The sequence below is a fragment of the Burkholderia sp. Bp9140 genome (genome assembly GCF_003853425.1).
Lineage (GTDB): Bacteria > Pseudomonadota > Gammaproteobacteria > Burkholderiales > Burkholderiaceae > Burkholderia.
In genome coordinates, this window is sequence record NZ_QTPQ01000030.1 from 62,733 (window position 1) to 77,028 (window position 14,296).

Genomic DNA, 14,296 nt, shown 5'->3' on the forward strand with positions numbered 1-14,296 from the left:
ACAAAAAATCGCGAAGCCGATCGGTCGATTTCATTAAAATGCGCTGTCACGTCGCGGGAACGGATCGCCGCGCGGCGGGGTCTGTCGACGTGACAGTTGCCACGATGCACACACTCTGATTCATCCGCTTGCATTTCCGCATGCGTCCGAGGGCGCCACGCCGCCCGCCATTCCGACATGCCAATCATCAAACGACCGTCTTCTCCTTCCGACCGGAACGAACCCCACTACACGTTGCGCCGTTCGCCGTCGGGAGCCTATTACCCCGATGATGACGACCGCGGCGACGACCGCCGCGCGCAGCGCAGCGCAGGCGGGGGCGACGGCCGCCGCTCGTTCGGCTCGCGCGTCGCGCTGTGGTTCGTCGGGCTGTTCGCGACGCTCGCGATCGTCGGCGCGCTGATCGTCGGCTACGCACTCGTCGTGATGGCACCGCAACTGCCGTCGCTCGACGCGCTGACCAACTACCAGCCGAAGGTGCCGCTGCGCGTGTTCAGCGCCGATCACGTGCTGATCGGCGAGTTCGGCGAGGAGCGCCGCAGCCTCGTGCGCTTCCAGGACATTCCCGACGTGATGAAGAAGGCGGTGCTCGCGATCGAGGACTACCGCTTCTACGAACACGGCGGCGTCGATTTTCTCGGCATCCTGCGCGCGGGCGTCGCGGATCTGATGCACGGCGGCGCGCGCCAGGGCGCGAGCACGATCACGATGCAGGTCGCGCGCAACTTCTTCCTGTCGAGCGAGAAGACCTACACGCGCAAGATCTACGAGATGCTGCTCGCGTACAAGATCGAGAAGGCGCTGACGAAGGACCAGATTCTCGAGCTGTACATGAACCAGATCTACCTGGGCCAGCGCTCGTACGGCTTTGCCGCCGCTGCGCGCGTGTATTTCGGCAAGGACCTGAAGGACATCACGCTCGCGGAAGCCGCGATGCTCGCGGGGCTGCCGAAGGCGCCGTCCGCGTACAACCCGGTCGTCAATCCGAAGCGCGCGAAGGTCCGTCAGGAATACATCCTGAAGCGCATGCTCGAGATCGGCTACATCACGCAGCCGCAGTACGACCAGGCGGTGAAGGAGGAGATCCGCGTGCGCACGCCGGGCAACCAGTACGCGGTGCACGGCGAGTACGTCGCCGAGATGGTGCGGCAGATGATGTACCAGCAGTACAAGGACGAAACCTATACGCGCGGGCTGACCGTCACGACGACGATCAACTCGGCCGACCAGGAAGCGGCATACCAGGCGGTGCGCCGCGGCATTCTCGATTACGAGCGCCGCCACGGCTATCGCGGGCCGGAAGGCTCGATCAACCTGCCGGCGGCCGGCGACGAACGCGACGAGGCGATCGACGACGCGCTCGCCGATCACCCGGACAACGGCGACCTGCAGTCGGCGGTGGTGCTGTCGGCTTCGCCGAACGCGGTCGAGGTGCAGTTCGTCGGCGGCGCGACGACGACGATCGGCCCGGCCGGGCTGCGCTTCGTGTCGGCCGCGCTGAGCCCGCGCGCGAATGCGACGCTGCGCGTCAAGCCCGGCTCGATCGTGCGCGTGCTGAGGGACGGCAAGACGGGCTGGCAGGTCGTGCAGCTGCCGCAGGTCGAAGGCGCGCTCGTCGCGATCGCGCCGCAGGACGGCGCGATCCGCTCGCTCGTCGGCGGTTTCGACTTCAACAAGAGCAAGTTCAACCACGTGACGCAGGCGTGGCGCCAGCCGGGTTCGTCGTTCAAGCCGTTCATCTATTCCGCGTCGCTCGACAAGGGGCTCGGGCCGGCGACGATCATCAACGATGCGCCGCTGTACTTCCCGCCGAGCGTGCCGGGCGGCACCGCGTGGGAGCCGAAGGACGACGACCAGCCGGACGGCCCGATGTCGATGCGTACCGGCCTGCAGCGTTCGAAGAACCTCGTGTCGATCCGGATCCTCGCGTCGATCGGCACCCAGTATGCGCAGCAGTATGTGACGCAGCGCTTCGGCTTTGATCCGGCGAAGACACCGCCGTACCTGCCGATGGCGCTCGGTGCGGGGCTCGTGACCCCGCTGCAGCTCGCGACCGGCTATGCGGTGTTCGCGAACGGCGGCTACAAGGTCGATCCGTACCTGATCGCCGAAGTCGACGACGCGCGCGGCCAGCCGCTGCAGAAGTCGCAGCCGGTGGTGGCCGGCGGCACGGCGCCGCGCACGATCGAAGGCCGCAACGCGTACGTGATGAACAGCCTGCTGCACACGGTCGCGACGGCCGGCACGGGCGCGGGCACCAACGCGCTCGGCCGCGGCGACCTGCAGGGCAAGACGGGTACGACGAACGACGCGAAGGACGGCTGGTTCGCCGGCTACCAGCAGTCGCTCGTCGCGGTCGCGTGGATGGGCTTCGACCAGCCGAAGAGCCTCGGCAGCCGCGAATTCGGCGCGCAACTCGCGCTGCCGATCTGGGTGAACTACATGCGCACCGCGCTGAACGGCGTGCCCGAGCAGCAGATGCCGATGCCGGACGGCCTGACGACGGTCGACGGCGAGCTGTACTATGCCGATCGCACGCCGGGCAACGGCTTCGTCGGAAGCGTGGACATCAACCCGGCCGCGAATGCGATCAGCGCGAACGATGCACTCGGCTCGGCCGGCTCGGAGGGGCTCGCACCGCCGCCCGTCACGCAGCAGGAGAAGCGGCAGATCATGGACATGTTCGAGAACAAGTAAGCGATACGCGGATGTTTCGCATGCGACGGGCGCCTTCGGGCGCCCGTTCTTTTTGCGTGTCGTCGCGCGTGGGCCGCGCAGCGCGAATCAGAACGACGCGCAGGCCGGCACGAGGGTGATGCCGACCGAGTCCTGCCGGAAGCGCTCACGGTACGCATGCCGGATCGCGGCGAGCCGCGCGTGCGTGTCGGCGGTATCGTCGGCGACGATACGGACCACGAAGCTCGCTTCGCGGATGATCCGGCCGGTGGCGCGGTCGCGCCATTGGCCGTGGGTGTCCCAGTAGGTGAAGCCGTCCGGGAAGCGCGGCGTGACGACGTCGGCGAGGAAGGCCGAGCGTTCCGCATTCGTGACGGGGCCGCGTCCGGCGATATCACGCCCGAACAGCAGGTCGGCCTGCAGCATCCGGTGTGCGTCCGGCTGTGTGCAGGCCGCAGAAGCGTCGATGACGGGCGAGGGCGGTGCCGCGCAACCGGCGAGCAGGGCGATGGCGGCGGCGCCGATCACGTGCCGCATGCGACGCCGCCACGTCGCGGTACGTGCGCTCGGCGGCGGCATCTGCCTATTTCGCGTCCGGCGCCCTTCGCACACATAAAACGCTGCGCGCTCAACCACTTGCGTGTTTGTCCGGCGGGTTATCAACAGGGCTGTCAACATAAACTGGGGATAACCCTGAGTATCCTGCGTGGATTCAGTGATGCAGTGTCGCGTGCGCGAGATGCATGCCGAGCGTGGCGGGGTCGGTGTTCGTGCCGGACAGCAGCACGCCGACCCGCTTGCCCTGCAGCGTTTCGCGCAGCGGGCCGAGCAGCGCCGCGAGCGGCGCCGCGCAGGCCGGTTCGACCGACAGCTTCAGGTGCGAGAACAGGAACAGCATCGCCGCGCGCAGCGCGTCGTCGGACACCGTGACGATGCGCTCGAGGTGGCGCCGGCACAGCTGGTAGCTGTATTCCTCGGTGTGCGGCGCCATCAGCGAATCGGCGATCGTCTGCATCGCGCTCATCTTGATCGTGTGATTGGCCGCGAAGCTGCGGCTCATCGCGTCGGCGCCTTCCGGCTCGACGCCGTACACGCGCACACGCGGGTTCGCGAGCCGCAGCGCGGTCGCCATGCCGGCCGCGAGCCCGCCGCCGCCGATCGGCACGATCACCGCGTCGAGATCGGGCGTCTGCGTCGCCCATTCGTAGCCGAGCGTCGCGGTGCCGAGAATCGTGTGATAGCCGTTGAACGGATGGATGAAGAAGCGGCCTTCCTCGGCCTCGATCCGCCGCACGAGGTCGAACGCCTGCGACGCGCTGCCGGCGAGCACGACTTCCGCGCGGTACTGCTTGCACTGCGCGATGCGCGCGGGGCTCGCGGTATGGAACATCACGACCTTCGCGCTGCTGCCGAGCCGCATCGCCGCATACGCGACGGCCGCCGCATGATTGCCGGCCGACACACAGGTGACGCCGGCGTTCTTGCGCGCTTCATCGAGCGCCAGCAGGTGCGTGAACGCGCCGCGCGCCTTGAAGCTGCCGCTCGCCTGCAGCAGCTCGAACTTGAAGTTGACGTGCGTGCCCTCGAGGGACGGCAGGTCGGCGCGCTCGAACACAGGGGTGCGCGCGACCCACGGCGACAACGCGAAATGCTGCGCGGCGATTTCGTCGAGCGTCGGAATCGGCTCGCCGTCGATCGTCGTATGGGCAGTGCCCTGTTGTTCAGTCGACATGACGTGGCGGGTGGCGGGGGTGGGGGCCGGCCCGCACACGCAGGCCGGCGTGGCGGGGCAGTCAGTGTGCGTCGACCGACATGCTGCGGATGAACTTGCGCAGGAACTGCTCGCAGCCGGCGAGCTGCGCGAGCTCGACATACTCGTTCGGCTTGTGCGCCTGTTCGATGTTGCCGGGCCCGCAGACGATGCTCGGGATGCCCGCGCGTTCGAACAGGCCGGCTTCGGTGCCGTATGCGACCTTGCGCTTGTCCTGGTCGGCCGTCAGCGCGCGCACGAGCTGCGTGATCGCCGCCTGTTCGGTTGCGTCGAGGCCGGGCGCCGCGGCGATCTTCGAGAACTCGATCGCCGCGTTCGGATGTTCGCGACGCATCTGCGGCAGCAGCGTTTCCTGCGCATACGCTTCGATGCGCGTGAAGATCTGCTCGGGATCGAGCGTCGGCAGGTTGCGGAACTCGAAGTCGAACCGGCATTCGGCCGGCACCGTGTTGATCGCGTTGCCGCCCTGGATCGTGCTCGTCTGCGCGGTCGTGAACGGTACGTCATACAGCGCGTCGAACGGGCCTTCGGCGCGGAAGCGCTCGGCGATGTCGCGGATGTGGCAGATGAGGCGCGCCGCGTATTCGATCGCGTTCAGGCCCTTCGGGGTCAGCGACGAGTGCGCCGCGTGGCCGCGCACGCAGCAGCGGTACGCGTTGATGCCCTTGTGCGCGATGATCGGCCGCATGCTGGTCGGCTCGCCGACGATGCAGCCGGACGGCTGCACGCCGCGCTTGACGAGGTCGGCGATCATCAGCGGCGCGCCCGCGCAGCCGATTTCCTCGTCGTAGGACAGCGCGAAATGGATCGGCTTCGCGAGCCTGGCCGCCTGCATCTCGGGCAGCAGCGCGAGCGCGGTGCCGATGAAGCCCTTCATGTCGCAGGTGCCGCGGCCGTAAAGCCGGCCGTCGCGGATTTCCGGCGCGAACGGGTTGCTGTCCCACTGCTGGCCGTCGACCGGCACGACGTCGGTGTGCCCCGACAGCACGATGCCGCCGTTCGTCGAGCCGTCGTGCGCGGGCACGGTCGCGAACAGGTTGGCCCAGCCTTCGCGCGGATCGTGCGTGATCGTCGACGCGATGCCCTTCGCGGCAAGCGCGTCGCACACCGTTTCGATCAGGCCGAGGTTCGGCACGCGGCTTGTCGTGTCCATCGACACCAGCTGCTTGATCCAGGGCAGGCTGACGAGCGAAGCGTCGCCTTGGTCGGCGGCGGACGGCGCCGTCGCGTCGAGAGTGGACATGGCAAAACTCCGTCTGATGAATGGGAAAATCATACTCAAAAACGCGTCCGCCCGCCTTCTCCGGCCGCGATGCGGTGCAGCATCGCGGCCCTGCCGTCAGCGTGCGGCGCTCGCCGCGTCGGCGCGCGGCGCGAGCGCACGCAGCGTTTCCTTGATTGTCGACACGCGGATCGCGAGGTCGGGCGAGCGCGTCTCGATGCGCAGCTTGTCCTGGCCCGCGAGCTTGATGTGCCGATGCTTCTGCACCATCTCGATGATGCGCATCGGATCGATCGGCGGGTTCGGCTCGAATTGCAGCCCGATCGCGGCCTCGCTCGCATCGATCTTGACGATGCCGAGCGGTTTCGCGGCCAGCCGCAGCCGGTGCGTCTCGACGAGCGCGTGCGCCTGCGGCGGCAGCTTGCCGAAGCGGTCGATCAGCTCTTCGTGGATGCCGTCGATCGCGTCGCCGTGCTCGCAGTTCGCGAGACGCTTGTACAGCGACAGGCGCTCCTGCACGTCCGCGCAGTAGTCGGCCGGCAGGATCGCGGGCGCATGCAGGTTGATTTCCGTCGTCGCGGCGAGCGGGGCGGTGAGGTCGGGCTCCTTGCCGTTCTTCAGCGCCTTCACCGCGTCGTTCAGCATGTCGGTGTACAGCTGGAAGCCGATCTCGTGGATCTCGCCCGACTGCTTGTCGCCGAGCACCTCGCCGGTGCCGCGGATCTCGAGATCGTGCATCGCGAGATAGAAGCCCGAGCCGAGTTCCTCCATCTGCTGGATCGCCTCGAGCCGGCGCTGCGCCTGCTTGGTCAGCGACTGCGGATCGTGGACCAGCAGGTAGGCATACGCCTGGTGGTGCGAACGGCCGACGCGGCCGCGCAGCTGGTGAAGCTGCGCGAGGCCGAACTTGTCCGCGCGGTGCATGATGATCGTGTTCGCGCTCGGCACGTCGATGCCGGTCTCGATGATGGTCGTGCACAGCAGCACGTTCGCGCGCTGCGCGACGAAATCGCGCATCACGCGTTCGAGTTCGCGCTCGTGCATCTGGCCGTGCGCGATCACGATGCGCGCTTCGGGCACGAGTTCCTCGAGCATCGCCTTGCGGTTCTCGATCGTCTCGACCTCGTTGTGCAGGAAGTACACCTGGCCGCCGCGCTTCAGCTCGCGCAGCATCGCCTCGCGCATCACGCTTTCCTCCTCGCGGCGCACGAAGGTCTTGATCGCGAGCCGCTTCTGCGGCGCGGTTGCAATGACCGAGAAGTCGCGCAGCCCCTCGAGCGCCATCCCGAGCGTGCGCGGGATCGGCGTTGCGGTGAGCGTCAGCACGTCGACTTCCGCGCGCAGCGCCTTCAGCGCTTCCTTCTGGCGCACGCCGAAGCGGTGTTCCTCGTCGATGATCACCAGGCCGAGGCGCTTGAACTGCACGTCCGACGACAGCAGCTTGTGCGTGCCGATCACGATGTCGACGCTGCCTTCGTTGATCTGCGCGATCGCCGCGTTCACTTCCTTCGCGGTCTTGAAGCGCGACAGCTCGACGATGCGCACCGGCCAGTCCGCGAAGCGGTCGGCGAAGGTTTGCGTGTGCTGCTCGGCGAGCAGCGTGGTCGGCGACAGCAGCGCGACCTGCTTGCCGCCCAGCACCGCGATGAACGCGGCGCGCAGCGCGACCTCGGTCTTGCCGAAGCCGACGTCGCCGCACACGAGGCGGTCCATCGGCTTGCCGCTCGTCATGTCGCCGATCACGGCCGCGATCGCCGCGGCCTGGTCGGGCGTTTCCTCGAAGCCGAAGCTCTCCGCGAACTTCACGTAGTCGCGCGGGTCGAGCGAGAACGCATGGCCTTCGCGGGCCGCGCGGCGCGCATACAGGTTCAGCAGCTCGGCGGCCGTGTCGCGGATCTGCTGCGCGGCCTTGCGCTTCGCGCGCTCCCACTGGCCCGAGCCGAGCGCGTGCAGCGGGGCGCTGTCGGGGTCGGCGCCGCTATAGCGCGAGATCACGTGCAATTGCGCGACGGGCACGTAGAGCTTGCTGTCGCCCGCGTATTCGAGATGCAGGAATTCGGTCTCGCCTTCGCCGAGATCCATCGACACGAGACCCATGTAGCGGCCGATGCCGTGCTGCGCGTGGACGATCGGATCGCCGACCTTCAGCTCGGACAGGTCGCGCACCATCGCGTCGACGTTGCTCGCCTGTTCCTGGCGGCGGCGCCCCGCGCGGCGGCCGAGCGCGCCGTACAGCTCGGTCTCGGTGACGATCGCGTAGCCTTCGCCCGGCACCGCGAAGCCGCTCGCGAGCGGCGCGACGCCGAGTGCGAACGGCGCTTCGCTTTCGAGCCAGCCCGCGAAGTGGTCGTTCGACGCGGGGCGCAGGTGATGCTCGGCGAGCAGCTGCAGGATCGTTTCGCGGCGGCCGGCCGATTCGACCGTCAGCAGCACGCGCTTGCCCGACGATTCGACGAACGTGCGCAGCGCGGCGAGCGGATCGTCGGCATGGCGATCGACCGTGAGTTCGGGCAGGCCCGTGGCCCAGCCGCCGGCCGGCTGGGCGGGCAGCACGACGCGTGCGAACGGCTTCGCGAACGCGAAGAAATCCTCGTCGGACAGGAACAGGCGCTGCGGCTCGAGGATCGGCCGCTCACGGTCGTGCGCGAGGAACGCATGGCGCTGCTTCGTATCGGCCGTGAAGCGGCGGATCGATGTGTCGAGATCGCCGGCGAACACGAGGTGCGCGTCCTGCGGCAGGTAGTGGAACAGCGTGGCCGTCTCGTCGAAGAACAGCGGCAGGTAATACTCGATGCCGGCCGACGGCACGCCGTTGCCGATGTCCTTGTAGATCGGCGCGCGGCTCGGGTCGCCTTCGAAGGTCTCGCGCCAGCGGCTGCGGAAGGCCGTGCGCGCGGCTTCGTCGAACGGAAACTCGCGGCCGGGCAGGAGACGCACGTCGCGCACCGGGTAGAGGCTGCGCTGCGTATCGGGATCGAACGCGCGGATCGAGTCGACCTGGTCGTCGAACAGGTCGATCCGGTACGGCAGCGGCGAGCCCATCGGGTACAGGTCGATCAGCGAGCCGCGCACGCAGTATTCGCCGGGCCGCACCACCTGGCTCACGTGCTCGTAGCCGGCCAGCGTGAGCTGCGCCTTCAGCTTCGCCTCGTCGAGCCGCTCGCCCTGCGCGAACGCGAAGGTGTACGCGGCCATGAACGACGCGGGCGGCATCCGGTACAGCGCGGTGGTCGCGGGCACCAGCAGGATGTCGCAGCGGCCCTCGCCGAGGTCGTGCAGCGTCGCGAGGCGCTCGGAGACGAGATCCTGGTGCGGCGAGAACGTGTCGTACGGCAGCGTTTCCCAGTCCGGCAGCAGGCGCACGCGCGCATCGGGCGAGAAGTAGCGGAGTTCGTGCGACAGCCGCTGCGCGTCGACCGCGTTCGCGCAGATCACCGCAAGGAGCGGGACGGCGCCGCGGTTGTCGGCGAGATAGCGGGCGATGGCGAGTGCGTCGGCGGAGCCGTGCGCGCCGTCGAAGGCGAACCGCTGGCCCGGTTTGACGCGGGCGACGGGCGAGGCGAACGGGGTGGAAGCGTTGTCTGGCATAGGGACGGCAGGGGTGGCGGGCACGGGCGCGGCGCGGTGCGCCGGTCGAGACGAAAGACCTATTATAAAATCCGCTTCTCGATTTCATCTTTCCGGCGTTTCCCTTTCGTGACTCCCCGACTTTTCGCCCTGATTCCTTGCGCCGGCACGGGCAGCCGCTCCGGTTCGGCCGTGCCGAAGCAATACCGCACGCTGGCCGGCCGCGCGCTCCTGCATTACACGCTCGCCGCGTTCGATGCGTGCAGCGAATTCGCGCAGACGCTCGTCGTCCTCGCGCCCGACGACACGCACTTCGACGCGCGCCGCTTCGCGGGCCTGCGCTTCGCGGTGCGCCGCTGCGGCGGCGGCTCGCGGCAGGCGTCGGTGCTGAACGGGCTGCTGGAGCTGGCCGAATTCGGTGCGACCGACCAGGACTGGGTGCTCGTGCACGACGCCGCGCGCCCCGGCATCACGCCGGCGCTGATCCGCACGCTGGTCGCGACGCTGAAGGACGACCCGGTCGGCGGCATCGTCGCGCTGCCGGTGGCCGATACGCTCAAGCGCGTGCCGGCCGGCGGCGACGCGATCGCGCGCACCGAGTCGCGCGACGCGCTGTGGCAGGCGCAGACGCCGCAGATGTTCCGCATCGGCATGCTGCGCGACGCGATCCTGCGCGCGCAGCGCGAAGGGCACGACCTGACCGACGAGGCCAGCGCGATCGAATGGGCCGGCCACACGCCGCGCGTCGTGCAGGGCAGCCTGCGCAACTTCAAGGTCACGTACCCGGAAGATTTCGCGCTCGCGGAAGCAATTCTCGCGCGCCCCGCGCACGCTTCCTGACTTTCACCTCATCTCAAACCGGATTACGCATGGACTTCAGAATCGGACAAGGCTACGACGTGCACCAGCTCGTCCCGGGGCGCCCCCTCATCATCGGCGGCGTGACGATTCCGTACGAGCGCGGCCTGCTCGGCCACTCGGACGCGGACGTGCTGCTGCACGCGATCACCGACGCGCTGTTCGGCGCGGCGGCGCTCGGCGACATCGGCCGCCATTTCTCCGACACCGACGCGGCGTTCAAGGGTGCGGACAGCCGCGTGCTGCTGCGCGAGTGCGTCGCCCGCGTGAAGGCGGCCGGCTTCACGATCCAGAACGTCGACAGCACCGTGATCGCGCAGGCGCCGAAGCTCGCGCCGCATATCGACGGGATGCGCGCGAACATCGCGGCCGACCTCGGGCTGCCGCTCGAGCGCGTGAACGTGAAGGCGAAGACCAACGAGAAGCTCGGCTACCTCGGCCGCGGCGAGGGCATCGAGGCGCAGGCCGCCGCTCTGCTGGTGAAGCTGGGCGCGTGAGCGCCTGATGCCGCTGGTGCCGGGTTGACGCCGGTCCGAAGCGGCGCGCAGGTTGTGCCGCCGGAATGAAAAATGCCACGCGCTTGCGTGGCATTTTCATTTTGCGGCCCGGTTCGGCGCGCATGGCCGCCGCACCGTGCTGCGGCTTGCGCGACCGCTTATTCGCCTTCGGCGGCGATCACCTGCGCGGCGGCGTTGATCACCGACGCGATGCGGCCGACGTCGCGCAACTGCGTCGTCGTCATCCCTTGCTCGTTCTTCAGCAGCGCATAGTGCGACTTCACGCAGAAGTGGCACTTGCCGACGATCGACGCGGCGAGCGCGTACATCTCGAAGCGGCGCTTGTCGACGCCGCCGTGCGACGCGTACGCGCCCATCCGCAGCTCGGCGCGCTGCGTCTTCAGGTCGGCGTCGTCGGCCATCTCGACATACGGATACCAGGTGTTGTTCATCCCCATCAGCGCGGCCGCCGTCAGCACGGCATTCGTCTCTTCGGGCGACAGCACGCCGGCTTCGCGGATCGTCTTCACGAGCACGGTGCTTTTCGCCGCGACCGCCGCCGCCAGCGCGACGCCAACCGCATCGTTGCCTTCGAGCGACGAGCGCGAGATCGTGCCGTCGAGGTTCAGGCGAATGTCCTTCGCGTAGTCGGGGATACGCGCCTTAATCGAATCGATGAATTCCATTGATATCTCCTATGGGTTGGCCGTTAAAAAAGCCCGCAGGCAGGACGTGCGCCGCGGGCTTCGTGCATCGATGCGCTTACAGCGTTGCGCCGCCGACTGCACGGTTGCACGGGCACAGTTCGTCCGTTTGCAGGCCGTCCAGAATACGCAGGACTTCTTCCGGGCTGCGGCCGACGTTCAGGTTGTTCACCGAAACGTGCTGGATCGTGTTGTCCGGATCGACGATGAACGTCGCGCGCAGGGCCACGCCGGCTTCCTTGTCGCGCACGCCGAGCTGGTCGATCAGCTCGCCCTTGACGTCGCCGAACGAGTAGTGGTTCAGCTTGTTCAGGTCCTTGTGCTCACGGCGCCATGCGAGCTTCACGAATTCGTTGTCCGAGCTGCCGCCGAGCAGGATGGCGTCACGCTCTTCGAACTGCCCCGTCAGCTTCGCGAACTCGACGATTTCCGTCGGGCACACGAACGTGAAATCCTTCGGATAGAAGTAGATGATCTTCCACTTGCCCGGGAACGATGCTTCGGTGACGGTCTCGAACGCCGACTGGCCGTTTTCCTCGTGATTGTTGAAGCCCGGCTTCGCGGCTACGACGGTGAATGCTTCGAGTTTATCGCCCACGGTTTTCATGCGGATACTCCTGTGTGAGTTGGGAAGAAGACTGAGTCAAGCTACCTCGGTGCTGCAACGCTGATGTGACAGCATGCCGACGACTATAACACTATTAACAAGGCGCTTCAATAGATTTTAACTAACGATCCTCATAGTTTTTTTCAACCGGACCGATAGTGTGATGCGCAAGAAGCGTGCACGAACGCGTCACGCCGCCGCACGCGCCTTGCCGGCGCCAGGGAATTCGAGCGTGACTTCGAGGCCTGCTTCGGGGTTGCGGTTACGCAGGCGCAGCGCGCCGCGATAGCGGCCGACGAGGCGCAGCACGATCGCCATGCCGAGCCCCGTGCCGTCCGCCTTGGTGCGCGCCGTGTCGACGCGGTAGAACGGGCGCATCACGAGCGGCAGCTGGTCCTCGGGGATGCCGGGACCCTCGTCGCTCACCGACAGTTCGACGCGCGCGTGCGTCACGCGCGTCTCGAGCGTGATGCGCGATACGCCGTCCTGGCGGCTCTGGCCGTATTTGCGCGCGTTCTCGACGAGGTTGCCGATCACGCGGCGCATGTCGGTTTCGTCGGCTTCGATCACGGCGCTCGGCGCGAGCCGCGTGCGGATCTCGACGCCGTCCTCGCCGGACACGCGCGCGGCGACTTCCTGTGCGATCGACGACAGGTCGACCGGCTCCGGCTTGCGTTGCGACGGGCGCGCGTAATCGATGAAGGCCGCGATGATGCGGTCCATCTGCTCGATGTCGTCAACCATCGCATCCTTGGTCGCCTGGTCCGACGGGCTCATCTCGGTCTCGAGCCGCAGCCGCGCGAGCGGCGTGCGCAGGTCGTGCGAGATGCCCGCGAGCATCAGCGCGCGATCGGCCTCGAGCTGTTCGAGGTCGCGCACCATCTGGTTGAAGCTGCGGTTGGTATCGGCCGCGACGCCCATCCCGCGCTCGGGCAGCGGGTCGGGCGCCTGGCCGGAACCGACCTGGCGCGCGGCGAGCGCGAGCCGCGTGAACGGCCGGTTCACGAGGCTCGTGATGAACGCCGAGCCGAACAGCGACAGCGCGAGCGCGAACAGGCCCCAGCCAGCCCACTGCAGGCCGGTGACGTTGTCGAGCTGGTCGCGGTCGAGCGCGACCCAGTAATCGTCGTCGTCGATCTTGAAGCTGATCCACACGCCGGGGATGTCGTTGACCGACTGCGCGATCACGGTATCGTCGCCGAGACGGCTGCGGATGTCATGTTCGATCAGGCGGTTCAGCGATTCGTCGGGCTGCAGCTTGAATTTGTCGGTTTTCTCGCGCGGGTAGACGCGCACGCCCTCGTTGCTCTCGAGATCCTGCAGCAGCGCGCGCCGCAAATCGGGATCGGAATAGAGCAGGGCGGTGCGCGTGAGCTTCACGACCGCGACGAGCTGGAGCGCGACGCGTTGCGCGCGCGGCTCGCGCTCGATCACGCGAAAGCTCTGGAACCACGCGGCGAGACTGACCGAGATCAGCAGCGCGATCAGCAGGAAGGTGCGCCAGAACAGCCCGCCGAACGCGAGCTGCAGGAGGCGCCGGTCGATACGCATGGGGCGGGCCGTGGACGGGCGAAACCGGAAAGGAAAAAGATCAGGCAGCGCCGTCCGGAATGAACACGTAGCCGAGGCCCCAGACGGTCTGGATGAAGCGCGGGCTGCCCGGATCCGGTTCGATCAGCTTGCGCAGACGCGAGATCTGCACGTCGAGGCTGCGGTCGAACACTTCGTATTCACGACCGCGCGCGAGCTCCATCAGCTTCTCGCGCGACAGCGGCTGGCGCGGATGACGCGCGAACACCTTCAGCACCGAGAATTCGCCGGTCGTCAGCGGAATTTCCTGGCCCGACTTCGTCAGCGTGCGCGTCGCGAGGTTCAGCGAGAACTCGCCGAACTCGAACACCTCGGTGGTTTCCGACGGCGCGCCCGGCAGTTCGGCCGGCGCCTGGCGGCGCAGGACCGCGTGAATGCGCGCGACGAGCTCGCGCGGGTTGAACGGTTTCGGCAGGTAGTCGTCGGCGCCCATCTCGAGGCCGACGATGCGATCGACATCCTCGCCCTTCGCGGTGAGCATGATGATCGGCGTGCGGTCGTTGCTGCCGCGCAGGCGGCGGCAGATCGACAGGCCGTCTTCGCCCGGCAGCATCAGGTCGAGCACGAGCAGGTCGAAGCGCTCGCGCACCCAGAGCTTGTTCATCGCGGTCGCGTTCTCCGCGACGTAGACGTTGAAACCCTGCTCGCCGAGATAGCGGCGCAGCAGATCGCGCAGGCGCGGGTCGTCGTCGACGACGAGAATCTTGGAGGGGTTTTTCGTTTCCATGATCGGCATCTTATCGCGAATGGGAAATCACGCACGGTCGCGTATTTTCGCGCGTTACAGTCCGTTACAAAATTTAC

At 67.6% G+C, this 14,296-nt stretch carries 11 protein-coding genes; 3 read left to right on the forward strand and 8 right to left on the reverse strand.

Annotated elements, in window-relative coordinates; genetic code table 11:
* Nucleotides 1-177 precede the first annotated feature (177 nt).
* Nucleotides 178-2,697: a penicillin-binding protein 1A gene (locus tag DIE21_RS24175; RefSeq protein WP_124500078.1), complete on the forward strand. Its 2,520-nt coding sequence runs from the start codon at nucleotides 178-180 to the stop codon at nucleotides 2,695-2,697.
* 87 nt (nucleotides 2,698-2,784) lie between these two features.
* Here DIE21_RS24175 and DIE21_RS24180 read toward each other — a convergent pair whose 3' ends face one another.
* From DIE21_RS24180 to mfd, 4 genes are all read right to left on the reverse strand, one after another.
* Nucleotides 2,785-3,213 (reverse strand): DUF3574 domain-containing protein, encoded by a 429-nt coding sequence (locus tag DIE21_RS24180; protein WP_124500079.1) that lies wholly within the window; start codon nucleotides 3,211-3,213, stop codon nucleotides 2,785-2,787.
* Between the two features lie 175 nt (nucleotides 3,214-3,388).
* Nucleotides 3,389-4,408, reverse strand: coding sequence for a threonine/serine dehydratase (locus DIE21_RS24185; RefSeq protein ID WP_124500080.1), 1,020 nt, complete (start codon nucleotides 4,406-4,408; stop codon nucleotides 3,389-3,391).
* Nucleotides 4,409-4,469: 61 nt separating this feature from the next.
* Complete coding sequence (argE, locus tag DIE21_RS24190; RefSeq protein ID WP_124500081.1) at nucleotides 4,470-5,690, reverse strand: acetylornithine deacetylase; 1,221 nt, start codon at nucleotides 5,688-5,690, stop codon at nucleotides 4,470-4,472.
* Between the two features lie 96 nt (nucleotides 5,691-5,786).
* The gene (gene mfd / locus DIE21_RS24195) at nucleotides 5,787-9,257 is read right to left on the reverse strand and encodes a transcription-repair coupling factor (RefSeq protein ID WP_124500082.1); all 3,471 of its coding nucleotides are present in this window, start codon (nucleotides 9,255-9,257) and stop codon (nucleotides 5,787-5,789) included.
* Nucleotides 9,258-9,365: 108 nt separating this feature from the next.
* Between mfd and ispD the strand changes: the two genes are divergently transcribed.
* Together ispD and ispF are read left to right on the forward strand one after the other, a co-directional pair.
* Nucleotides 9,366-10,076 (forward strand): 2-C-methyl-D-erythritol 4-phosphate cytidylyltransferase, encoded by a 711-nt coding sequence (ispD, locus tag DIE21_RS24200; protein WP_124500083.1) that lies wholly within the window; start codon nucleotides 9,366-9,368, stop codon nucleotides 10,074-10,076.
* A gap of 29 nt (nucleotides 10,077-10,105) precedes the next feature.
* A complete protein-coding gene (gene ispF, locus DIE21_RS24205) occupies nucleotides 10,106-10,591 on the forward strand; it encodes a 2-C-methyl-D-erythritol 2,4-cyclodiphosphate synthase (RefSeq protein WP_124500084.1) in 486 nt (161 codons plus the stop codon).
* A gap of 158 nt (nucleotides 10,592-10,749) precedes the next feature.
* Here the strand turns inward: ispF and DIE21_RS24210 are convergent, their stop codons facing one another.
* The 4 genes from DIE21_RS24210 to ompR form a co-directional block, all read right to left on the reverse strand.
* Nucleotides 10,750-11,277: a carboxymuconolactone decarboxylase family protein gene (locus tag DIE21_RS24210; RefSeq protein WP_006752031.1), complete on the reverse strand. Its 528-nt coding sequence runs from the start codon at nucleotides 11,275-11,277 to the stop codon at nucleotides 10,750-10,752.
* Nucleotides 11,278-11,353: 76 nt separating this feature from the next.
* Entirely contained in the window at nucleotides 11,354-11,902 is a 549-nt protein-coding gene (locus DIE21_RS24215; protein ID WP_124500085.1) for a peroxiredoxin, read from the reverse strand.
* A 189-nt stretch (nucleotides 11,903-12,091) separates the two neighbouring features.
* A complete protein-coding gene (locus DIE21_RS24220) occupies nucleotides 12,092-13,453 on the reverse strand; it encodes an ATP-binding protein (RefSeq protein WP_124500086.1) in 1,362 nt (453 codons plus the stop codon).
* A gap of 40 nt (nucleotides 13,454-13,493) precedes the next feature.
* Complete coding sequence (ompR, locus tag DIE21_RS24225) at nucleotides 13,494-14,228, reverse strand: two-component system response regulator OmpR (RefSeq protein ID WP_006478565.1); 735 nt, start codon at nucleotides 14,226-14,228, stop codon at nucleotides 13,494-13,496.
* Nucleotides 14,229-14,296 lie beyond the last annotated feature (68 nt).